Origin of the sequence: Nocardioides sp. TF02-7 (genome assembly GCF_022437945.1) — a bacterium.
Taxonomy (GTDB): Bacteria; Actinomycetota; Actinomycetes; order Propionibacteriales; family Nocardioidaceae; genus Nocardioides.
On sequence record NZ_CP092535.1, the window covers coordinates 4091674 to 4111485 of the forward strand.

The window sequence follows — 19812 nt, forward strand, 5'->3', positions numbered from 1 at the left end:
GCGTGACCCGGCCCACCCCTCAGTTCGCGGGCCGGTCCACCCCGAGGACCCACATCGAGAAGAACTGCGACCCGCCGCCGTACGCGTGCCCGAGGGCACGGCGTACGCCGTCCACCTGGTGGTCGCCGGCGGCGCCGCGCACCTGGAGCGCGGCCTCCCCGAACCGGATCATCCCGGACGCACCGATCGGGTTCGACGAGAGCACGCCGCCCGAGCAGTTCACCGGGATCCGGCCGTCGATGCCGGTCTCGCCGGCCTCGGTGAGCCGCCAGCCCTCGCCCTCGTCGGCGAACCCGAGGTTCTCCAGCCACATCGGCTCGAACCACGAGAAGGGGACGTAGATCTCCGCCGCGTCGATCTCGGCGGCGGGGTCGGTGATGCCGGCCTGCTTCCACAGTGCCGCCGCGGCGTCGCGCCCGGCCTGCGGGTTGACCTGGTCGCGCTCCGCGGCGGTCGTCGGCTCCGAACGCATCACGGTGCCGTGGATCCACGCGGGGTCGGCCGAGCCCTGTGCCACGTCGTCGGACGCGATCACGAGCGCGCACGCGCCGTCGGAGGACGGGCAGGTCTCGTCGTAGCGGATCGGGTCCCACAGCATCGTCGACGACAGCACCTGCTCGACGGTCTTCTCCTCCCGCAGGTGCGCGTAGGGGTTGCGGAGCGCGTTGGTGCGGTCCTTGGCCGCGACCATCGCCCCGATGTGCGTCGGCGCGCCCGACCGGCGGATGTAGGACCGCACGTGGGGCGCGAAGTAGCCGCCCGCGCCGGCGTGCACCGGCATGACGAACGGCACGGGCACCGACAGCGCCCACATCGCGTTGGACTCCGACTGCTTCTCGAACGACACCGTGAGCACCTTGCGGTGCACGCCGGCCTGCACCAGCGACGCGGCGACGATCGCGGTCGAGCCGCCCACCGAGCCGGCCGTGTGCACCCGCAGCAGCGGCTTGCCGGCGGCGCCGAGCGCCTCGGCGAGGTAGAGCTCGGGCATCATCACGCCCTCGAACAGGTCGGGCGCCTTCCCGACGACGATCGCGTCGACCTCGTCGAGGCCGAGCCCCGCGTCCTCGAGCGCCCGGTCCATCGCCTCGCGGCACAGGCCCGCCATCGAGACGTCCTCGCGCTTGGCGCGGTAGTGGGTCTGGCCCACGCCGATCACCGCTGCAGGAATCTTCGCCATCAGCTCTGCCCCTTCTCCCGGCCCTCCATGACGCACACGAGGTTCTGCTGCAGCGCGGGGCCGCTGGTGGCGTGCGCAGCCACCCGGTCGGCGGTGCCGTCCCAGACCCGCCGGGCCGCCTCGCCGATCCGGATCGCGCCGCCGGTGAACATCGGGTTGCCGGTCAGCGGTCCGCCGGAGGGGTTGACCCGTACGTCGTCGGCGAGCCCGAGCTCGGAGCGCAGCACCAGCTCCTGGTGGCTGAACGGCGCGTGCAGCTCGGCGACCTCCACGCCGTCGAGCCCCCCGACCGCGGCGGCCGAGCGCGCGGCCGAGACCGAGCGGGTCAGGTCGCGGGTGCCGAGGTGCAGCCCGTCGGCGAACGTCGCGATCCCGGTGATCCACGCCGGCCGCTCCCGCACCTCGCGGGCCCGGTCGCCGGCCGCGAGCACCAGCGCCGCGGCACCGTCGGTGACCGGCGCGCAGTCGTGCTTGCGCAGCGGGTCGGCGAACACCGGGCGGGCGAGCAGGTCGGCCACGGACGAGCCGCCCGCGCGGACGGCGTACTCGTTCTTCTCGGCGTCGGTCAGCGACCGGTTGGCGACCTCGGCCATCGCGGCCTCGTCCCACAGCCCGCGGTCGATGCCGAGCCGGGCCTGCAGCGCCGCCAGCGACACGGTGTCGGGCCACAGGGGTGTCATCGTGTACGGGTCGAGCTGGAGCGCGAGCGTCCGGCGCAGCACGCCGGCCGAGGACTTGCCGAACCCGAACACGACGGCGGTGTCCACCTCGCCGGTCTGGATCTTCAGCCAGGCCTCGTAGAGCGCCCAGGCGGCGTCCATCTCGACGTGCGACTCGTTGACCGGAGGCAGCACCCCGATCGAGTCGATCGCCGAGACGAACGAGAACGCGCGGCCGGCGAGGTAGTCTGAGGAGCCGGAGCACCAGAACCCGACGTCCTTCTTGGTCCAGCCGGTCTGCTCGTAGCACTCGGCGAAGACCGGGACCAGCAGCTCGGCGCACTGCGGCGACCCGTCGTAGTCCTGCATCTGCCGCTGGGCGAAGCCGACGACGGCGACGTCTCTCATGAACCGCTCCTCAGAGGTGGTGCTGGTAGGTCTCGTAGTCGGCGTCGGGCTCACCTGTCGGGGCGAAGTGGCTGATGTTCTCGATCGTGGTGCCCCACTCCGCGCGCGGCTTCCACACCGCCCGGACCCGCAGCCCCATCCGGACCTCCTCGGCCGGGATGTCGAGGATCAGGTGCTGGATCGCGATGTCGGCGCCGTCGAGGAGGACGTACGCCGACACGTAGGGCGGCGTGATCCTCTGCCCGAGGAACGGCACGTTGACGACGCAGAACGTGGTCACGGTGCCGGTGTCGGAGAGCTCGACCTCCTCCTCGGTGGGCACGCCGTCGACCGGGCAGGCCGGGCGCGGCGGGACGTAGACCTTGCCGCACGCGGGACAGCGCTGGCCGATGATGCGCCCCTCGGCGAGCGCGCGGAAGAACGACGACTCCTCTGGCGACGCGGCGTAGGTGTAGTCGAGGCTGACCGGTGTGACGATCCCGGTCACGCCCGCGTCCTCCGTGCCACCGACCGCCCGGTCAGCGGCACCGGACCGGGGCGCGTCCGGACCGCTCGCTGCCGGTTCCCAGCAGACCAGGTCGGTGATCCCGCCCTTCGGCTCCTCCGCCCACCGGGCGCGCACCCGCAGCCCGGTCGCGACCTCCTCGGGGGACGCGACGTCGAGCGCGTGCAGCATCGGCTCGGTCGCTCCCTCGGGGGTGACGAGCGCGAACGCGAACGGCCGGTCGAACGGCTGGCCCGCGACCGGCTCGCTCACCCAGGTCCACGAGGTCACCGTGCCGGTGTCGCCCAGGTCGACGAAGTCGGTCGTGGGGGCGTGGGTCACCGGGTCGAACTCCGGCGGCGGTGCCACCACCCGGCCGTCGGAGAGCCGGGCGCCGACGATGCGTCGCTCCTGGAGGCCGGTGAAGAACCGGCCGAGCACCGGACCGACGGAGCGGGTGTAGTCGAAGGCCACCGTCACCGGTGCCTGCAGGGTGCGGCTCATGGCCGAAAGTGAAACACGTTCTAGTCTTGGTGTTCAAGGCAGGGCAGGATGAGCGCATGAAGTTGGGACTGCAGCTCGGGTACTGGGGCGCCCAGCCCCGCAGGGCACCGCGGAGCTCGTCGCCGCCGCCGAGGAGGCCGGCTTCGACGCCGTCTTCACCGCCGAGGCCTGGGGAGCGACGCGTTCACGCCCCTGGCCTGGTGGGGCCGCGGGACGAGCCGGGTCCGGCTCGGCACGTCGATCGTGCAGATGTCGGGACGTTCCCCGACGTCGATCGCGATGCACGCGCTCACCCTCGACCACCTCACCGGCGGCCGGGTGGTGCTCGGCATGGGCGTCAGCGGGCCGCAGGTCGTCGAGGGGTGGTACGGCCAGCCGTTCGCCAAGCCGCTCGCCCGCACCCGGGAGGTCGTGTCGATCATCCGCCAGGTGCTCGCCCGCGAGGGGCCGGTCACCAACGACGGGCCGCACCACCCGCTGCCCTACGCCGGCCCCGGGTCGGTCGGCCTCGGCAAGCCGCTCAGCCGATCGTGCACCCGCTGCGCCCCGACCTGCCGATCTGGCTCGGCGCAGAGGGACCCAAGAACGTCGCCCAGACCGCCGAGATCGCCGACGGCTGGATCCCGATCTTCTACACGCCCAGGAGTGCCGGCATGTACCAGCCGTGGCTCGACGAGGGCTTCGCCCGCCCGGGCGCCCGCCGTACGCGTGCCGACTTCGAGATCGCCGCGACCTGCCACCTCCAGGTCGTCGCCGACGCCGACGAGAAGCGCCGGGTCGTCGAGGCGATGAAGCCGGTCGTGGCGCTCTACATGGGCGGCATGGGCGCCAAGGAGCAGAACTTCCACAAGCAGGTCTTCGAGCGGATGGGGTACGCCGACCTGGCGGCGCAGGTGCAGGAGCTCTACCTGTCCGGGCGCAAGGACCAGGCCACCGCGCTGGTCCCCGACGAGCTCGTCGACGACATGCACATCATCGGCACCGCGCCCGAGGTGGTGGACCGGGTCGCGCAGTGGGCGGAGACCGGCGTGACGACGCTGCTGCTCAGCTGCCGGTCGCCCGAGGAGGTCCGGAGCGTCGCCGAGCTCCTCGCCTGAGTCGGCACCGGCGGCTACCGTGCCTGCATGAGGCGCCCCCGGCACGAGAACGTCGCGACGGTCCTGGTGGACCCGACGGTGCTCGCCGACCTCGAGCTCGAGCTGATGGAGCTCGACCTGCGGGTGTGGCCGGTCGCCACCGCGCCGATCTGCGTCGACGGGCCGCGCACGGCGTTCCAGCTGCGCCGCCGGCTGGTGATGCGCGAGCGCGGCGCATGGGACGTCGCCGCGAGCTGGGTCCCGGTGTGGATCAGCTTCGGCGAGAGCTGGTACCACGGCGACGAGCCCCTGCCGTGGGCAGCGCACGCGACGCTCTGGTCCGCCCTCGATCGGCACGGCGCCGACGTCCGCTACCACCGCCGGTTGGGCGGCGTACGCCCGCTGCAGGTGCCGGTCGAGGTCGACGGCTGACGCCGGCGGCCGTCGCCTGGATTGCCCGGAATTCGAGGAAATCCGCCGTCCCGGCGCCCCGGGACGCGCCGCCCCGAGCACGGTGGACGGGTGACGGGACAGGACGGACCGGCGAGCGCCCGGCCGACGATCCTGACTGTGGACGACGACCCGGCCGTCGCCCGAGCGATCACCCGCGACCTCCGGACCCGCTACGGACGGGAGTTCCGGGTCGTCAGCACCGACTCCGGCGCGCAAGCGCTGGAGACCCTCGCGGAGCTGGTCCTGCGCGGCCGCGCGGTCGCCCTGGTGGCGTCCGACCAACGGATGCCGGGCATGACTGGCATCGAGCTCCTCGCGGAGGTACGCAAACGGTCGCCGGACACCAAGCTGCTGCTGCTGACCGCCTACGCGGACACCGATGTGGCGATCAGGGCGATCAACGACATCGGGCTCGACTACTACATGCTCAAGCCGTGGGACCCGCCGGTCGACCGGCTGTACCCGGTCGTCGACGACCTGCTCGGTGACTGGCAGGACCAGCACCCCGACCGGTCGACCGAGGTCCGCGTCGTCGGGCACCGGTGGTCGGACGCGACGCTGGAGGCCAAGACGTTCCTGGCGCGCAACCACGTGCCGTATCGATGGCTCGATGTCGAGCGCGACGAGGAGGCGCGTCTCCTGGTGGAGGCGGCAGGAGCGGGCGTCGAGGAGCTGCCACTCGTCCTGCTCCCGGACGACCGTGACCTGCGGGCGCCCTCCGCGGTCGAGCTCGCCGCGGCCCTCGGCCTCCGGACCCGGGCCGAGCAGCCGCTGTACGACCTCTGCATCGTCGGCGCGGGGGCCGGCCGGCCTGGCGGCCGCGGTCTACGCCGCGTCGGAGGGCCTGCGGGGACCGTCGTCGTCGAGCGGGACGCCCCGGGCGGGCAGGCGGGCCAGAGTGCCTCGATCGAGAACTACCTGGGCTTCCCGCGCGGGCTCTCCGGAGCCGACCTCACCCACCGCGCGGTCGCCCAGGCGTCGCGGTTCGGCGCCGAGATGGTGCTGGCGTGCGAGGTGACGGGCTTGGAGGAGCGCGGTCCGGTCCGGGCGGTCAGGCTCGCCGACGGCAACGAGGTCGAGGCCCGCTCGGTCCTCGTCTCGACCGGCGTGTCCTACCGCCGCCTCGACGCGCGGGGACTCGGGTCGCTCGGCGCTCGCGGCGTCCACTACGGCGCCACGGCCAGCGAGGCGAGCCAGTGCGTGGGCGCGGACGTGTACGTCGTGGGTGCGGCCAACTCGGCCGGCCAGGCGGCCCTCAACCTCGCTCGGTTCGCCAGGAAGGTCGTGCTCCTCGTCCGCGGGCCGGGGCTGGCCGACACCATGTCGCAGTACCTCGTCGCCCGGATCGAGGCCGCCGAGAACATCGAGGTGCGAGTGCGGACCCAGGTGGTGGGCGCGCACGGCGACGACCACCTCGAGCGCCTCGAGCTGTGCGACACGGCCACCGGCGACGTGGAGGAGGTCGCCACCAACTGGCTGTTCGTCTTCATCGGCGCCTCTCCGCGGACCGACTGGCTGGAGGGCGCGGTGGTCCGCGACCCGAACGGCTTCCTCGTCACGGGCCAGGAGATGGCCGCTCGGCGCGACGGCGGCCGCTGGCCGCTGACCCGCTCGCCGTATGCCCTCGAGACGAGCGTGCCCGGCGTCTTCGCAGCGGGGGACGTGCGGCTGGACTCGATGAAGCGCGTCGCCTCGGCCGTCGGCGAGGGCGCCATGGCCGTCTACCTCGTCCACCGCTACCTGGCGACCGTCTGATGTCAATCGACGAGCTCCGCGGCCTGGGCCTCCTCGACGGGCTGGACACCGAGCAGCTCGGTGAGCTGTTGACCGCGGCCGACGAGATGTCCTTCACCCCCGGCACGGTGCTGTTCCGTGCCGGTGAGCCGGCCGACGTGTGGTGGATCCTGCTCGAGGGCGGGGTCGAGCTGGTCCGCCACGTCGGCCAGGAAGACGTGGTCGTCGGCAGGATGACGACCCCGGGGCAGTGGGCGGGCGGGTTCCGGGCCTGGGACCCGGAGGGGGTCTACATGGCGACGGGGCGGACCGAATCGCCCGGGCGGCTGCTCCGGGTGCCGGCCGAGTCGCTCGGTGAGATGGCGCGGTCGTGGTTCCCGCTCGGGGTGCACCTGATCCAGGGCCTCATGAACACGGTCCGCAAGGTCGAGGCGACCGCTCGGCAGCGGGAGGCGCTTGTCGCCCTGGGGAACCCTCGCCGCTGGACTCGCCCATGAGATCAACAACCCCGCGTCCGCCGCGACGCGGGCCGTGGACGGACTCCACCAGACGTGCGAGAGCCTGATGTCGTCGCTCCGCCGGCTCGCTGAGGTAGGCATCTCGGCGCACCAGTTCGTCGAGCTCGACGCCCTCCGCCGGGAGCTCCGGCCGTCGTTCGGGGGACGGGACGCCGCTGCTGCTGGCGGACCGGGAGGAGAAGCTGGCCGACTGGCTCGCCGAGCGCGACGTCGGTGAGGAGTGGCAGGTGGCGCCGGTGCTGGCCGCGGCTGGCGCCGACCTCGCGTGGTGCGAGCAGGTCTTCGGGATCGCCGGCGCGGCCGCGCTCGATCCCGCGTTGCACTGGGTCGCCAATTCGCTCGCCACCGACGCGCTCCTCGCCGAGGTCAAGGAGGCGACGGGACGTGTGTCGTCACTGGTCGCCGCGGTGAAGTCGTACTCCCAGCTCGACCGGGCCTCCATGCAGAGCACCGACGTCACCGACGGCCTGGAGAGCACGCTGATGGTGCTGGGCCACGCCTTGCGCGGGATCACCGTCGTCCGCGACTACGAGCCCGACCTGCCGCGGATCGAGGCCGTCGCGGGAGAGCTGAACCAGGTGTGGACGAACCTGATCTCCAACGCCGCCGACGCCATGGGCGATTCGGGCACCCTGCGGGTCGCGGCGCAGTCTGCCGACGGCGCGGTGGTGGTCGAGGTCGCCGACACGGGCCCGGGAATCCCGGCCGACGTGCTGCCTCGGGTGTTCGAACCGTTCTTCACGACGAAGGAGGTCGGGCACGGGACCGGCCTGGGCCTCGACATCTCGCGACGCATCGTGGTCGACCGGCACGGTGGCTCGATCGATGTCGAGCGCTCGGGTGGCGAGACCGTGTTCCGGGTCCGCCTGCCCTGCTCGTCGACCCCGGCGCCCTGACGCGCCACGGGGGCGCGCCGGCGGACCGGCGCACCCCCGCGGGGTGGTCACGAGCGGGTCACTGGGCCGGTTCGATCACCACCTCGGCGGACCCGGTGAGCTCGGGCACGCCCTCCTCGCCGGGATCGGTGTACTCCGCGACGAAGACCGCGTGCAGGTCGTCGGTCTCGGGGTCGTGACCGCCGGGGACGGTGGTCGTGATCGAGCCCGTGCAGCCGGTGGCCGTGGTCTGCGGGTGGCCGTGGGTGTCGTGGCCGAGCACGTAGGTCACCGTCACCCGGTTGCAGTCGACCGGCTGGTCGTCGGTCACCTCGACCTCGTAGGTCACGGTGTCGCCGAAGGTGAACGACAGGTCCTCCGTCGGCTGGACCAGCGTCACCTGCGGCCGCTCGTTGCCCACCACGACGTCGACGTCGGCCGAGGCGTGCCGGCCGCGGCCCCAGCCGCCCTTGTCGGTGACGGTCAGCGTGGCCCGGTAGGCCCCCGGCTCCGTGTAGGTGAAGGTCGGGTTGCGCCTCGAGGAGTCGAAGACGCCGTCGCCCTCGAAGTCCCAGCGGTACTTCAGCCGGTCACCCTCGGGATCGGCGGTGCCCTCGCTCGAGAAGGTGACGGTCAGCGGCTCGGTGCCGGCAGTCGGCTCCGCGCTGACCACGGGCACCGGGCTGCGGTTGCCGTGCACGCCGATGTAGTCGAAGCGGCTCAGCTGGGCGTCCGGGTTCTCGGCGAAGTAGCCGTCGCCGTACTCCAGCACGTAGAGCGCTCCGTCCGGACCGAACTCGAGGTCCATCGGGTTGTCGAAAACCAGCGACTCGAGCACGGGGTCGATCCGCTCGACGTCGTCACCGCGCCGGTCCAGGTGCATCGCCCTGACCCAGTCGCGGGTCCACTCCGCCAGCAGCGGGACGCCGTCGTAGTGCTTCGGCCAGGCCACCCGACGCGGCGTGAACAGGTTGCGGAAGTCGAAGTCGTACGCCGGCCCGGCCATCGGACCGATCCCGCCGGTGCCGAGCTCGGGGAACTCCTCGGACTCCTCGTAGCTGTACCAGACGTCGGGCTGCACCGTCGGCGGCAGCTCGGTGAGCCCGGTGTTGTGCGCCGAGTCGTTGGTGGGCGCGGCGCAGTCGAAGGCCCCGGCCGAGGTCTCGGTGGCGAAGTCGTAGTCCTGGTAGGGCAGCTCCGCCGTCGCGCAGTAGGGGCCAGCCGTAATTGCCGGGCTCGGTCACGACGGTCCACTTCCCGTGACCGGCCGGGCCCCGCTCCGGGTCCGGCGCGTTGGCGTCGGGGGAGTAGTCCGCGACGTACAGGTGGTCGGTCCGGGGGTCGATCTCGATCCGGAACGGGTTGCGCCAGCCCATCGAGTAGATCTCGGGGCGGGTGCCCGGGGTGCCGGGCCTGAACATGTTGCCCCGGGGGATCGCGTAGCCGCCGCCCGGCTTGGGCTTGATCCGCAGGATCTTGCCGCGCGGGTCGTTGGAGTTGCCGGAGGTGCGGCGGGCGTCGAAGGCGGGGTTGCGGTCCGCCCGGTCGTCGAGCGGGGCGTAGCCGTCGGACTCGAACGGGTTGGTGTCGTCGCCGGTCGCGAGCAGCAGGTTGCCCTTGGAGTCGAAGACGATGTCGCCGCCGACGTGGCAGCAGATGCCGCGGTCGACGGGGACGTCGAGGATCTGCTGCTCGGTGCTGGTGTCGATCTCACCGCGGTTGTACTGGAACCGGGAGAGCCGGATCAGGCCCTTGAACGGCTCGAAGTCGGCAGGGGTGCCGGTGAACGGCGCGTCGCCCTCGTTGACGTCCGGCGTGGTCGGGTCGTCGACGGGCGTGTTCAACGGCGGCGAGTAGTAGAGGTAGACCCAGCGGTTCTTCCTGCCGTCGAAGCGCGGGTCGAGGGCGATGCTCTGCAGGCCCTCCTCGTCGTGCTGGTAGACGTCGATCTGGCCGACCTGCCGGTTGACGCCGGTCGAGGCGTCGTTGAGCCAGATCGCACCCTCGCGGGTGGTGTGGAGGACGTCGTTGTTGGGCAGCACGGCGAGGTCCATCGGCTCGCCGGGCCGGTCGTTGAGGGTGACCTTCTGGAAGGCCCGGTCCGGGGGCGGCTCGGAGCCGCCGTGGTCCGGCCTGGCGACTGCCTGGCCGGGTGGGTTCAGGGGCGACACGAGGAGCCCCGCGACGAGGCTGGCCGCTGCGCTCCCGAGAGCGATTCTGCGCACGATCCGTTCCCTTCTTCTCGCAGTCGGTGGGGGGCGAGAATGGGCGGAACGTATGAATGTGACCGCGGTCACGTCAAGGAACCGGCTGCCTCACACTTCTGCAAATCCGGACCGGGTCGCCGACTGCACCTCGGTTGCCCCGTGACTAGAACACGTTCTAGTGTGACGCCCATGGCCGAGCGCGACGACACCCTCCGGATCGGCGCCCACAACGGGCACCTCATGGTCGCCGCGCTCAAGCGGCACTCCGACCGGCCGATCGTGCACCTGGGTGGAGTCACCCTCACCGGCCGGGAGACCGCCGACCGGATCTCGCAGTACGCGCAGGCCTACGAGTCCCTGGGGGCCGGGCGCGGCACGGCCGGCGCGCTCCTCGCGCTGAACCGGCCGGAGGTGCTGTTCGTCCTCGGCGCCGGACAGACACAGGGCTACCGTCGTACGTCGCTGCACCCGCTCGGCTCGGCCGACGACCACGCCTACGTCATCAACGACGCGGGGATCACGACGATCACGATTGACCCGTACTTCGCGGGCCGCGCCGTCGAGCTGCTGGAGAGGTGCCCGGGACTCGAGCAGGTGCTGACGATCGGCCCGGTGCCCGACGAGCTCGCCGACGTCGGCCGCGACCTGACCGAGGTCGCCGCGTCGTTCGCGCCGCGCCCGCTCGAGGCCGCCCTGCTCGAGCCGGACCACATCACCTCCGTCACCTACACCGGCGGCACGACCGGGAAGCCGAAGGGCGTGGTCGGGTTGGTGCGCTCGTTCTCGACGATGGCGCAGGTGCAGCTGGCGGAGTGGGAGTGGCCCGAGCAGCCGCGGTTCCTGATGTGCACGCCGCTGTCGCACGCGGGCGCGGCGTTCTTCGTGCCGGTCGTCATCAAGGGCGGCACGCTCTTCGTGTCGGCGCGGTTCGACCCGGCGGAGGTGCTGCGGACGATCGAGGAGGAGCGCATCAACTCGCTGATGGTCGTGCCGACGATGCTCTACGCCCTGCTCGACCACCCCGACTCGCGCACCCGCGACCTGTCGTCGCTCGAGACGGTCTACTACGGCGCCTCGGCGATCAACCCGGTCCGGCTGAAGGAGGCGATCGAGCGGTTCGGCCCGATCTTCGCCCAGTACTACGGCCAGTCCGAGGCGCCGATGGTGATCAGCTACTTCCCGAAGGGCGACCACGTAGACGCCGACGGCAGGCCGGTCGAGCGGCGGCTGACGTCGTGCGGCCGCCCGTCGGCGTACGTGCGCACCGCGCTGCTCGGCGAGGACGGGCGGCCGGTGCCCCCGGGCGAGCCGGGCGAGATCTGCGTCGCCGGGCCGCTGCTCGCCGGCGGCTACTGGCAGCTCCCCGACGCGACCGCCGAGACGTTCCGAGGCGGGTGGCTGCACACCGGCGACGTCGCGCGGGAGGACGAGGACGGGTTCTGGTACATCGTCGACCGCACCAAGGACATGATCGTGACCGGCGGCTTCAACGTCTTCCCCCGCGAGGTCGAGGACGTGGTCGCCGAGCACCCGGCGGTGGCGCAGGTCGGCGTGATCGGCACGCCCCACGAGAAGTTCGGGGAGGCGGTCACCGCGGTCGTCGTCCTGCGCGACGGCGGCGAGCTCACCGACGACCTCGTCGCCGACATCCAGCGGCTCGTCAAGGACCGCAAGGGCTCCGTGCACGTCCCCAAGCAGGTCGTCGCCACCGACGCCCTCCCGCTCACCGCCCTCGGCAAGCCCGACAAGAAGGCTCTCCGCGCGCAGTACTGGGACGGGCTCGACCGCACCGTGGGTTGAATCGGGTGTCGTGGTTGGTCGAATCGGGCCTCGTGGTCGGTCGAATCGGGTGTCGTGGTTGGTCGAATCGGCCCTCGTGGTTGGTCGAATCGGGTGTCGTGGTTGGTCGAATCGGCCCTCGTGGTTGGTCGAATCGGGTGTCGTGGTTGGCCGAATCGGCCCTCGTGGTGCGTCGAGTCCGGCCTCGTGGCGCCCGGCTGGTAGAACCGCGGCATGCGCCTCCGCAACGGCGAGCACGGCTACGGGGTCGTCACCAAGACCCTGCACTGGCTGACGGTCCTCGTGCTGGCCGGCCAGCTGGTCGTCGGCTACACGATGGCGACCGAGCGCGACGGGCCCGACGTCGACTGCGACCCTCCCGGCGAGCGAAGCAGCGGCGGTGACACATCCGACGCCGAGGAGGAGCGGCTCGACCGGATGGAGGAGCGGTGCGAGGCGGACGTCGACCGGGTCGAGGAGGAGTACGACGACCTCGTCGGCGCCGCGTGGGACGGCCTGTGGTCCGGTGGCCTGGCCGACGGCGGACTCGGGCTCGCAGAGGCGCACGTCCTCCTCGGACTGCTCGTGCTCGCCCTCGGTGTCGCGCGCGTGCTGTGGCGGCGTACCACCCCGCTGCCGCCGTGGGACCCGCGGTTGACGACCCGCGACCAGCGGATCGTGCACGCGACGGAGGTGGCCCTCCTCGCCCTGCTGTTCGCGATCCCGCTGTCCGGTCTCCTCCTCGTCGTGGGCGCCGACGACCTGGTCGCCGTCCACGTGGCCACCCACGTCGCGTTCTTCGTCGCGCTGGCGGCGCATCTCAGCATGGTGCTCGGCCGTCGGCTGCTCCCGCGGATGTTGCCGTGGGGAGGGCCGCCGCGCGTCAGCGGCCGTTGAACACCGGCGCCACGAGGCCGGAACGAACGCGCCACGAGGCCCGATTCGACCAACCACGACACCCGATTCGACCCACCACGAGACCCGATTCGACCAACCACGAGACCCGATTCGACCCACCACGACACCCGATTCGACGGGTCAGCGGCCGTTGAACACCGGCTTGCGCTTCTCGAGGAACGCCCGCGGGCCCTCCTTGGCGTCGGCGGAGGAGAAGACGGCGGCGCCGACGCGGGCGTCGTCCTTCCAGCAGTCCTCCTCGTGCCGGCCCTCGGAGTCGCGGACGGTGCGCAGGATGGCCTGCACGGCGAGCGGGCCGTTGGCGGCGACCATGTCGGCGAGCTCGTGCGCCTTCGCGAGCGCCTGCCCGTCCGGCACCACGTGGCCGACGAGGCCGATCTCCTTGGCCTCGGCGGCGTCGAGCGTGCGGCCGGTGAGCAGCAGCTCGGCGGCGACGGTGTAGGGGACCTGCCGGGGGGAGCCGGACGGCGGACCCGCCGAGCGGGTAGAGGCCCCACCGGGCCTCGGCGACGCCGAACCTCGCCGAGGCGCCGGCGACCCGGATGTCGGTGCCCTGCAGGATCTCGGTGCCGCCGGCGATGGCCGGTCCCTCGACCGCGGCGACGAGCGGCTTCGTGAGCCGGAAGCCCTTGAGCAGCCCCTTGATCACCGACGGGTCGAACGCCCCCGACTCGAGGCTCTCGGCGGGCGGCTTGTCGTCGGCCGCCTGGAGGTCCATCCCGGCGCAGAAGTAGCCGCCGGCGCCGGTGAGGATGCACACGCGGATCTCGGGGTCCTCGTCGACCCGGTCCCACGCCGCCTCCATGATCCGCAGCATCTCCCCGGAGAGCGCGTTCCGCTTCTCCGGCCGGTTCATGGTGACGATCAGCTTGTGCCCGTCCTGCTCGACGAGGCAGTGGGGCTCGGTGGCGACGCCGTTGGAGGTCATGGCGCGGACGGTAGCGCGAAACGAGAACGTGTTCTAGTCTGCCGGGCGTGGCCCTCAACATCGCCGACTTGTTCGAGCACGCCGTCGACGCCGCACCGGAGAAACCAGCCGTCAAGGTGGGGGACCGGGTGGTCACCTACGCCGACCTCGAGACCGAGAGCAACCGGCTCGCGCACTTCCTGAGCTCGCGCGGCATCGGCACCGGCGACCACGTCGGGCTCTACGCCAAGAACAGCGTCGAGCACGTGGTCGCGCTGCTGGCGGTGCTGAAGGTGCGGGCGGTGGCGATCAATGTCAACTACCGGTACGTCGCCGGCGAGCTCGACTACATCTTCGACAACGCCGACCTCAAGGGCGTCGTGCACGACCGGTCCTACAGCCGCCTCGTCGCCGAGGTGGCGCCGCGGCACCCTCGGCTGGAGACCTTCGTGGTGCTGCCCGACCCGCTCGAGCCGGAGACCGACGAGGACACCGCAGCCATGGCGACGTACGGCGGGGTGGCGCTCGCCGACGCCGTCGCCGAGCAGAGCGACGCTCGCGACTTCGGCGAGCGCAGCGCCGACGACATCCACATCATCTACACGGGTGGCACCACCGGGTACCCGAAGGGCGTGATGTGGCGCCACGAGGACTTCTGGCGGGTGCTCGGCGGCGGGATCGACTTCATGACCGGCCAGCAGCTGGCGGAGCACGACCAGTCCGAGCAGGCCAAGCAGGACGACCGGCTGGTGACGTTCCCGCTCAGCCCGCTCATGCACGGCGGCGCCCAGGCGAGCCTGCTGATGCACCTGTTCGCCGGCCACCTGACGATCCTCGAGCCGAAGTTCGACCCGGTGCGCACCTGGGAGATCGTCGACCGTGAGCAGGTCGTGCTGATGTTCATGACCGGCGACGCGATGGCCCGCCCGCTCATCGAGGCCTACGAGGCGGGCGGGTTCAGCGGCCAGTCGCTGTTCGCGATCGCCTCCAGTGCCGCGATCTTCAGCAAGTCGGTCAAGGAGCGCTGGATGAAGGCGTTCCCCAACGCGATCTTCACCGACTCGATCGGTTCCTCGGAGACCGGCTTCCAGGGCACCGGCCTGCAGGACGCCAGCGCCCTGTCGACCGACGGGCCGGTGGTGTCGATCGGGCCCAGCACGGTGCTCATCGACGACGACAACCGGGTGCTCGACCCCGCCGCCGACGTCGGCAAGGTCGGCCGCACCGCCCGGGCGGGCAACGTGCCCGTCGGCTACTACAAGGACCCCGAGAAGTCCGCGCGCACGTTCCTCGAGATCGACGGCGTGCGCTACTCCGTGCCCGGCGACTACGCCCGCATCGAGGAGGGCAACCGGGTGACGCTGCTCGGCCGGGGGTCCAACTGCGTCAACACCGGCGGCGAGAAGGTCTACCCCGAAGAGGTCGAGCAGGCGATCAAGGCCCACCCGGCCGTCTACGACGTCCTCGTGGTCGGCCTGCCCGACGAGCGCTACGGCCAGACCGTGGCCGCCGTCGTGCAGCCGCGCGAGGGGCACGAGGTCGACCTCGAGGAGCTGCGGACCTTCCTCCGTGCCCACCTCTCCGGCTACAAGCTGCCGCGCGTGCTGACGATCGTCGACGAGATCCCGCGCAACGCCACCGGCAAGGCCCAGTACCCCCGTGCCAAGGAGCTCGCGCTCAGCGCGCAGATCGCGGGCACCGCCCAGACGAGCACCCCGACCCACGTCCAGGACGGAGCCCCCGCCTGATGCGCACCTCCCTCTGCGACGCCTTCGGGATCGACCACCCGGTCTTCGCGTTCACCCCCTCCGAGCACGTGGCGGCCGCGGTCTCCCGCGCGGGCGGCCTCGGCGTCCTCGGCTGCGTGCGCTTCAACGACGCCGACGAGCTCGACCGCGTGCTGACCTGGATGGACGACAACACCGACGGCCGGCCCTACGGCGTCGACGTCGTCATGCCGATGAAGATCCCCACCGAGGGCACCTCGACCGACCTGTCGTCGTACATCCCCGACGAGCACAAGACGTTCGTCGACGAGACCCTGCGCAAGCTCGGCGTGCCGCCGCTCCCCCGAGGGCGAGGGCCGGGAGGGCGTCCTCGGCTGGCTGCACTCCGTCGCCCGCTCCCACGTCGACGTCGCGCTCCAGCACCGGCCGGTGCTCATCGCCAACGCGCTCGGGTCGCCGCCGGTCGACGTCATCGAGCAGTGCCACGAGGCCGGCCTCAAGGTGGCCGCCCTCGCCGGAGCGCCCAAGCACGCGCTCAGCCACGTGGCCAACGGCGTGGACATCATCGTCGCCCAGGGCTACGAGGCCGGCGGCCACACCGGCGAGATCGCGAGCATGGTGCTCACGCCCGACATCGTCGACGCCGTCGGACCGGACGTGCCGGTGCTCGGCGCCGGCGGCATCGGCTCCGGCCGCCAGGTCGCGGCCTCGCTCGCGCTCGGCGCTCAAGGCGTGTGGACCGGGTCGATCTGGCTCGGCACCGAGGAGTACCGCAACCTGGCCGGCAACCAGGGCTGGGAGACGGCCTTCCTCCGCGCGACGTCCTCCGACACCGTGCGCACCCGGATCTACACCGGCAAGCCGGCCCGGCTGCTGAAGACCCGGTGGACCCAGGCCTGGGAGGAGGAGGGTGCGCCGCAGCCGCTGCCGATGCCGCTGCAGAACCTCCTCGTCGCCGACGCCCACAACCGGATCAACGCCAGCGGCGACCCCGACGTGATCTCGATGCCCGTGGGCCAGATCGTCGGCCGGATGAACGAGGTGCGCCCGGTGGCCGAGGTGATGGCCGACCTGGTCGCGGAGTTCGAGGCGACGGTGAAGAAGCTCGACGGCATCGCCGGGATCTAGGCGAGCCGCTGCTCGCCTGCCCGCGGACGGTACGTTGTCGCCATGTCGCGCAACGTGCTGATCGCGGGCGCCGGGCCGGGCGTGAGCGGTTCCCTGGCCCGGCTGCTCGCTCGTGAAGGCTGCCGGGTCGCGCTGCTCGGCGTCGACGAGGAGGTCCTGGCCCGGCTCGCCGAGGAGGTCGCGGAGGCGGGCGGCTCGGCGCGCACCGCGGTCGTCGACCTCACCGACGACGCCGCGACCCGGCGTACGGTCGCCGCGGTCGGCGAGGAGCTCGGCAGCCTCGACCTCGTGCACTTCAACCCCAGCGCCTACCGCGAGAAGGACCCGCTCACCCTGACCCCCGACGAGCTGCTCGAGGACGTCCGGCTCGGTGTCGGCGCCCTGCTCACGGTCGTGCAGGCGGCCCGGCCGTTCCTCGGCGCCGGCGGCCGGGTGAGCGTCACCGGCAGCATGGCGGCCGACAAGCCGTGGTACGGCGCGGCCTCGCTCGGCGTGCAGAAGGCGGGCATCCGCAACCTGGTGCAGAGCCTCGACGCGGTGCTGCGCGGCGACGGCATCCGGGCGGTGTCGGTCACCGTCCGGGGCACGCTCGCCGCGGACGGGCCGTTCGCGCCCGCCCGGGTGGCGGAGGCGCTGCGAGCCGCGATCGACCAGGACGAGGCGGCCTGGCGGACCGAGGTGCCCTACGCCGGCTGAGCCAGCGCCCGGCCGATCGCCAGCGCCTGCTCGGTGGCGCCGCCGAGGTGGAACTCGAACCGCTTGGCGGCCGTGAAGTAGCGGTGCGCCTCGCCGTCGAGGTCGATCCCCACCCCGCCGTGGACGTGCACCGCGGTGTGCGCCAGCCGGTGCCCGGCATCGGCCGCCCACAGCTTCGCCACGGCGACCTCGGTGGCGGCGGGGAGTTCCTCGCTCAGTCGCCACACGGCCTGCCACAGGGTCAGCCGCTGGGCCAGCACGTCGATGAACCCGTCGGCCAGCCGCTGGGAGACCGCCTGGAAGGTGCCGATCGGCCGGCCGAACTGCTCCCGCTCCTTCGCGTACGACGCGGTGAGGTCGAGGGCGCCCTCGGTCACCCCGAGCTGCTCGGCGGCGGCGCAGGCGGTCAGCAGCAGGGCCAGCCGCTCGGCCGGCTCGCCCGGCTCTCCGACAGGCGTCGCCGGTGCGTCGGTGAACGTCACCAGCGCCGTGACGTCGCCGTCGCTGGTGTGCTGGGCCAGGCGCTCCACCCCGGTGGTGGCGGCCTCCGCCAGGAACACGCCGGTGCCGTCGGGGGGTGGTGGCGGTGACGAGGAAGGCATCGGCCCGCATGCCCGCCCGCACCAGCGTCTTCGTGCCGCTGAGGGTCCACGTCGCGGCCGACCCCGACGCCGTGACGGACGGCGTGGCCGGCAGGTGCGCCCGCTCCTCGGCGACGGCCGCCGTCAGCAGCCGGTCCCCGGCCGCCGCCCCGGGCAACCACGCGCGCCGGAGCGCCTCGTCGGCGTGCTCGGCCAGGAGCAGCGCGGCCGGGCCGTGCACGGCCAGCGGCACGGCGGCGACCCGGCGGCCGACCTCCACCAGCACCCGGGCCAGCTCGACGAGCCCGAGACCCGCGCCACCGTGCTCCTCCGGTACGGCGAGGGACAGCAGCCCGGCGGCGCCGAGCTCGGCCCAGAGCTCCTCGTCGAACCGGTCTCCTTCGCCGCGCTCGAGGGGCTGCAGCCGCTCGCTGGTCGCCTTGTCGGTGACGATGCGTGCCGCGAGCTCGGCTGCCTCGTCCTGCTCGGGGGTGAACAAGAAGTCCATGGGTCGTCCTCCTGGTCAGCGCTTCGCGGCCGGGAGGCCGAGGCCGACGTAGCCGATGATGTCGCGCTGGATCTCGTTGGTGCCGCCGCCGAAGGTCATCACCAGCGAGGACCGGTGGTACCGCTCGAGCCGACCGGCGAGCACGGCGCCGGGGGAGTCGCCGGTGATGCCGGCGTGCGGCCCCACCACCTCCATCAGCGTCCGGTAGACCTCGGTGGCGAGCTCGGAGCCGTAGACCTTGGTGGCCGACGCCTCGGCGGGGGAGAGCGGTACGCCGTGGTCGGCGTCGGCGGCGAGCTTCCAGTTCACCAGGCTCAGCGCCTCCACCCGGGCGTGCGCGCGGCCGAGCGCTGCCTGCACCCACTCGGCGTCGATCACCCGCCGGCCGTCCGGCTGGCGGGTTTCGGCCGCCCAGTCGCGGACGAGCTGCAACGAGTGGGTCAGCGGCGCGGCGGAGGTGAGCGCGACCCGCTCGTGGTTGAGCTGGTTGGTCATCAGGGCCCAGCCGCCGCCGCGCTCGCCGACCAGGTTGCCGGCCGGCACCCGCACGTCGGCGTAGTAGGTGGCCGAGGTGTGGACGCCGGCCACGGTGTGCACCGGTGTGTAGGAGAAGCCCTCGGCGTCGGCGGGCACGAGGATCATGGAGAGGCCCTTGTGCCGGGGCTGGTCGGGCTCGGTGCGGCAGGCGAGCCAGATCCAGTCGGCGTACTGGACGAGCGAGGTCCACATCTTCTGCCCGTTGATCACCCACTCGTCGCCCTCGAGCACGGCCTTCGTCCGCAGCGAGGCCAGGTCGGTGCCGGACCCGGGCTCGGAGTAGCCGATCGAGAAGTGCAGCTCGCCGGCCAGGATCCGCGGCAGGAAGTGCTCCTTCTGCTCGGGCGTCCCGAACCGCATGATCGTGGGTCCGACCGTGTTGAGCGTCAGGTACGGGATCGGTACGCCGGCCACGGCGGCCGCGTCGGTGAAGATCAGCTGCTCGACCATCGAGCGGTCCTGGCCGCCGTACTCCTTCGGCCAGCCGATCCCCAGCCACCCGTCCCGGCCGATCCGACGGATCACGTCCTTGTAGACGCCCGCCTCCCCGAACTCGCCGGTGGCGGCGGCGAGTCCGGCCCGCACCTCGGGGGTGACCAGTGCGGTGAAGTACTCGCGGAGCTCCTCCCGCAGGGCGACCTGGTGCGGCTCGAGGTCGATGTGCACGTGTGCTCCCGGGGGTCGGCTTGTCTGCGGCGAGGCAAAACTATAACGTGTTCTACATGAGCGACACGCGGATGCTCGACCAGGGGACCATCCCCACGCGCTTCGCGCGCGGCTGGCACTGCCTCGGGCTCGCCGACGACTTCCGGGACGGCAAGCCGCACGCGGTGCGGTGCTTCGGCACCCAGCTCGTGGTGTGGGCGGACACCCAGGGCGAGCTCAACGTGCTCGACGGCTACTGCCGCCACATGGGCGGCGACCTCACCCAGG

The 19812-nt window shown here is 72.3% G+C and carries 19 protein-coding genes and 4 pseudogenes; 13 read left to right on the top strand and 10 right to left on the bottom strand.

All coding sequences use genetic code 11. The features are described from left to right. Positions 1–19: 19 nt before the first annotated feature. From MF408_RS21220 to MF408_RS21230, 3 genes are read right to left on the bottom strand one after another with little or no spacing between them, the layout of a single operon-like run. Complete coding sequence (locus MF408_RS21220; RefSeq protein ID WP_240249312.1) at positions 20–1180, bottom strand: thiolase domain-containing protein; 1161 nt, start codon at positions 1178–1180, stop codon at positions 20–22. Next, positions 1180–2247: a thiolase domain-containing protein gene (locus tag MF408_RS21225; RefSeq protein WP_240249313.1), complete on the bottom strand. Its 1068-nt coding sequence runs from the start codon at positions 2245–2247 to the stop codon at positions 1180–1182. Before MF408_RS21225 ends, MF408_RS21220 begins: the two co-directional genes overlap by 1 nt. Before the next feature lie 10 nt (positions 2248–2257). After that, positions 2258–3235 (bottom strand): OB-fold nucleic acid binding domain-containing protein, encoded by a 978-nt coding sequence (locus MF408_RS21230; protein ID WP_240249314.1) that lies wholly within the window; start codon positions 3233–3235, stop codon positions 2258–2260. Between the two features lie 192 nt (positions 3236–3427). Between MF408_RS21230 and MF408_RS26035 the strand changes: the two are divergent. The 7 genes and pseudogenes from MF408_RS26035 to MF408_RS21260 form a co-directional block, all read left to right on the top strand. Continuing rightward, positions 3428–3655: pseudogene (locus MF408_RS26035) on the top strand (LLM class flavin-dependent oxidoreductase); the annotation flags it as partial. A gap of 110 nt (positions 3656–3765) precedes the next feature. Then, a complete protein-coding gene (locus MF408_RS21235; RefSeq protein ID WP_345893785.1) occupies positions 3766–4332 on the top strand; it encodes an LLM class flavin-dependent oxidoreductase in 567 nt (188 codons plus the stop codon). Positions 4333–4359: 27 nt separating this feature from the next. Beyond that, positions 4360–4743, top strand: coding sequence for a hypothetical protein (locus tag MF408_RS21240; protein ID WP_240249315.1), 384 nt, complete (start codon positions 4360–4362; stop codon positions 4741–4743). A gap of 90 nt (positions 4744–4833) precedes the next feature. Beyond that, positions 4834–6519 carry an FAD-dependent oxidoreductase gene (locus MF408_RS21245; protein ID WP_240249316.1) on the top strand — a complete coding sequence of 562 codons (1686 nt, stop codon included), beginning with the start codon at positions 4834–4836 and terminating at the stop codon, positions 6517–6519. Continuing rightward, positions 6519–6995: a cyclic nucleotide-binding domain-containing protein gene (locus MF408_RS21250; protein WP_240249317.1), complete on the top strand. Its 477-nt coding sequence runs from the start codon at positions 6519–6521 to the stop codon at positions 6993–6995. The genes MF408_RS21245 and MF408_RS21250 overlap by 1 nt, the downstream gene beginning before the upstream one ends. Before the next feature lie 34 nt (positions 6996–7029). After that, positions 7030–7233, top strand: coding sequence for a hypothetical protein (locus tag MF408_RS21255; protein WP_240249318.1), 204 nt, complete (start codon positions 7030–7032; stop codon positions 7231–7233). Between the two features lie 10 nt (positions 7234–7243). Further along, positions 7244–7912 carry a HAMP domain-containing sensor histidine kinase gene (locus MF408_RS21260; RefSeq protein ID WP_240249319.1) on the top strand — a complete coding sequence of 223 codons (669 nt, stop codon included), beginning with the start codon at positions 7244–7246 and terminating at the stop codon, positions 7910–7912. Between the two features lie 58 nt (positions 7913–7970). Here MF408_RS21260 and MF408_RS21265 read toward each other — a convergent pair whose 3' ends face one another. Further along, complete coding sequence (locus MF408_RS21265) at positions 7971–8843, bottom strand: PKD domain-containing protein (protein WP_240249320.1); 873 nt, start codon at positions 8841–8843, stop codon at positions 7971–7973. Beyond that, positions 8752–10062 carry a PQQ-dependent sugar dehydrogenase gene (locus tag MF408_RS21270; protein ID WP_240249321.1) on the bottom strand — a complete coding sequence of 437 codons (1311 nt, stop codon included), beginning with the start codon at positions 10060–10062 and terminating at the stop codon, positions 8752–8754. The genes MF408_RS21265 and MF408_RS21270 overlap by 92 nt, the downstream gene beginning before the upstream one ends. Before the next feature lie 225 nt (positions 10063–10287). Here MF408_RS21270 and fadD8 point away from each other — a divergent pair, with 225 nt between their 5' ends. Together fadD8 and MF408_RS21280 are read left to right on the top strand one after the other, a co-directional pair. Next, positions 10288–11898 (top strand): fatty-acid--CoA ligase FadD8, encoded by a 1611-nt coding sequence (gene fadD8 / locus MF408_RS21275; RefSeq protein WP_240249322.1) that lies wholly within the window; start codon positions 10288–10290, stop codon positions 11896–11898. 213 nt (positions 11899–12111) lie between these two features. After that, positions 12112–12774 (top strand): cytochrome b/b6 domain-containing protein, encoded by a 663-nt coding sequence (locus tag MF408_RS21280; RefSeq protein ID WP_240249323.1) that lies wholly within the window; start codon positions 12112–12114, stop codon positions 12772–12774. A gap of 141 nt (positions 12775–12915) precedes the next feature. Here the strand turns inward: MF408_RS21280 and MF408_RS26040 are convergent, their stop codons facing one another. Both MF408_RS26040 and MF408_RS26045 read right to left on the bottom strand, forming a co-directional pair. Further along, a complete protein-coding gene (locus MF408_RS26040) occupies positions 12916–13218 on the bottom strand; it encodes an enoyl-CoA hydratase-related protein (RefSeq protein ID WP_345893964.1) in 303 nt (100 codons plus the stop codon). A 94-nt stretch (positions 13219–13312) separates the two neighbouring features. Continuing rightward, a pseudogene (locus MF408_RS26045) lies at positions 13313–13723 on the bottom strand (enoyl-CoA hydratase-related protein); the annotation flags it as partial. A 47-nt stretch (positions 13724–13770) separates the two neighbouring features. Here MF408_RS26045 and MF408_RS21290 point away from each other — a divergent pair. The 3 genes from MF408_RS21290 (at position 13771) to MF408_RS21300 (ending at position 17253) form a co-directional block, all read left to right on the top strand. Next, positions 13771–15450: an acyl-CoA synthetase gene (locus tag MF408_RS21290; protein ID WP_240249324.1), complete on the top strand. Its 1680-nt coding sequence runs from the start codon at positions 13771–13773 to the stop codon at positions 15448–15450. A 408-nt stretch (positions 15451–15858) separates the two neighbouring features. Further along, positions 15859–16557: a nitronate monooxygenase family protein gene (locus MF408_RS21295; protein ID WP_240249325.1), complete on the top strand. Its 699-nt coding sequence runs from the start codon at positions 15859–15861 to the stop codon at positions 16555–16557. Positions 16558–16599: 42 nt separating this feature from the next. Further along, positions 16600–17253 (top strand): SDR family NAD(P)-dependent oxidoreductase, encoded by a 654-nt coding sequence (locus tag MF408_RS21300; RefSeq protein ID WP_240249326.1) that lies wholly within the window; start codon positions 16600–16602, stop codon positions 17251–17253. On the opposite strand, the gene MF408_RS21305 is transcribed toward MF408_RS21300, so the two are convergent. From MF408_RS21305 to MF408_RS21315, 3 genes and pseudogenes are all read right to left on the bottom strand, one after another. Next, positions 17241–17813 (bottom strand): acyl-CoA dehydrogenase family protein, encoded by a 573-nt coding sequence (locus MF408_RS21305; RefSeq protein ID WP_240249327.1) that lies wholly within the window; start codon positions 17811–17813, stop codon positions 17241–17243. The two genes, MF408_RS21300 and MF408_RS21305, sit on opposite strands and share 13 nt — an antisense overlap. A gap of 235 nt (positions 17814–18048) precedes the next feature. Beyond that, positions 18049–18342, bottom strand: a pseudogene (locus tag MF408_RS21310) (acyl-CoA dehydrogenase family protein); the annotation flags it as partial. Between the two features lie 15 nt (positions 18343–18357). Next, the gene (locus MF408_RS21315; protein WP_240249328.1) at positions 18358–19545 is read right to left on the bottom strand and encodes an acyl-CoA dehydrogenase family protein; all 1188 of its coding nucleotides are present in this window, start codon (positions 19543–19545) and stop codon (positions 18358–18360) included. A gap of 71 nt (positions 19546–19616) precedes the next feature. Here MF408_RS21315 and MF408_RS26050 point away from each other — a divergent pair. Then, a pseudogene (locus MF408_RS26050) lies at positions 19617–19763 on the top strand (Rieske 2Fe-2S domain-containing protein); the annotation flags it as partial. Positions 19764–19812 lie beyond the last annotated feature (49 nt).

What these genes read in the sequence shown, in the direction of transcription:
- MF408_RS21240 (WP_240249315.1), top strand. Translation starts at nt 4,360, where the DNA reads ATGAGGCGCCCCCGGCACGAGAACGTCGCGACGGTCCTGGTGGACCCG.
- fadD8 (WP_240249322.1), top strand. Translation starts at nt 10,288, where the DNA reads ATGGCCGAGCGCGACGACACCCTCCGGATCGGCGCCCACAACGGGCAC.
- MF408_RS21300 (WP_240249326.1), top strand. Translation starts at nt 16,600, where the DNA reads ATGTCGCGCAACGTGCTGATCGCGGGCGCCGGGCCGGGCGTGAGCGGT.
- MF408_RS21250 (WP_240249317.1), top strand. Translation starts at nt 6,519, where the DNA reads ATGTCAATCGACGAGCTCCGCGGCCTGGGCCTCCTCGACGGGCTGGAC.
- MF408_RS21230 (WP_240249314.1), bottom strand. Translation starts at nt 3,235, where the DNA reads ATGAGCCGCACCCTGCAGGCACCGGTGACGGTGGCCTTCGACTACACC.
- MF408_RS21225 (WP_240249313.1), bottom strand. Translation starts at nt 2,247, where the DNA reads ATGAGAGACGTCGCCGTCGTCGGCTTCGCCCAGCGGCAGATGCAGGAC.
- MF408_RS21220 (WP_240249312.1), bottom strand. Translation starts at nt 1,180, where the DNA reads ATGGCGAAGATTCCTGCAGCGGTGATCGGCGTGGGCCAGACCCACTAC.
- MF408_RS21280 (WP_240249323.1), top strand. Translation starts at nt 12,112, where the DNA reads ATGCGCCTCCGCAACGGCGAGCACGGCTACGGGGTCGTCACCAAGACC.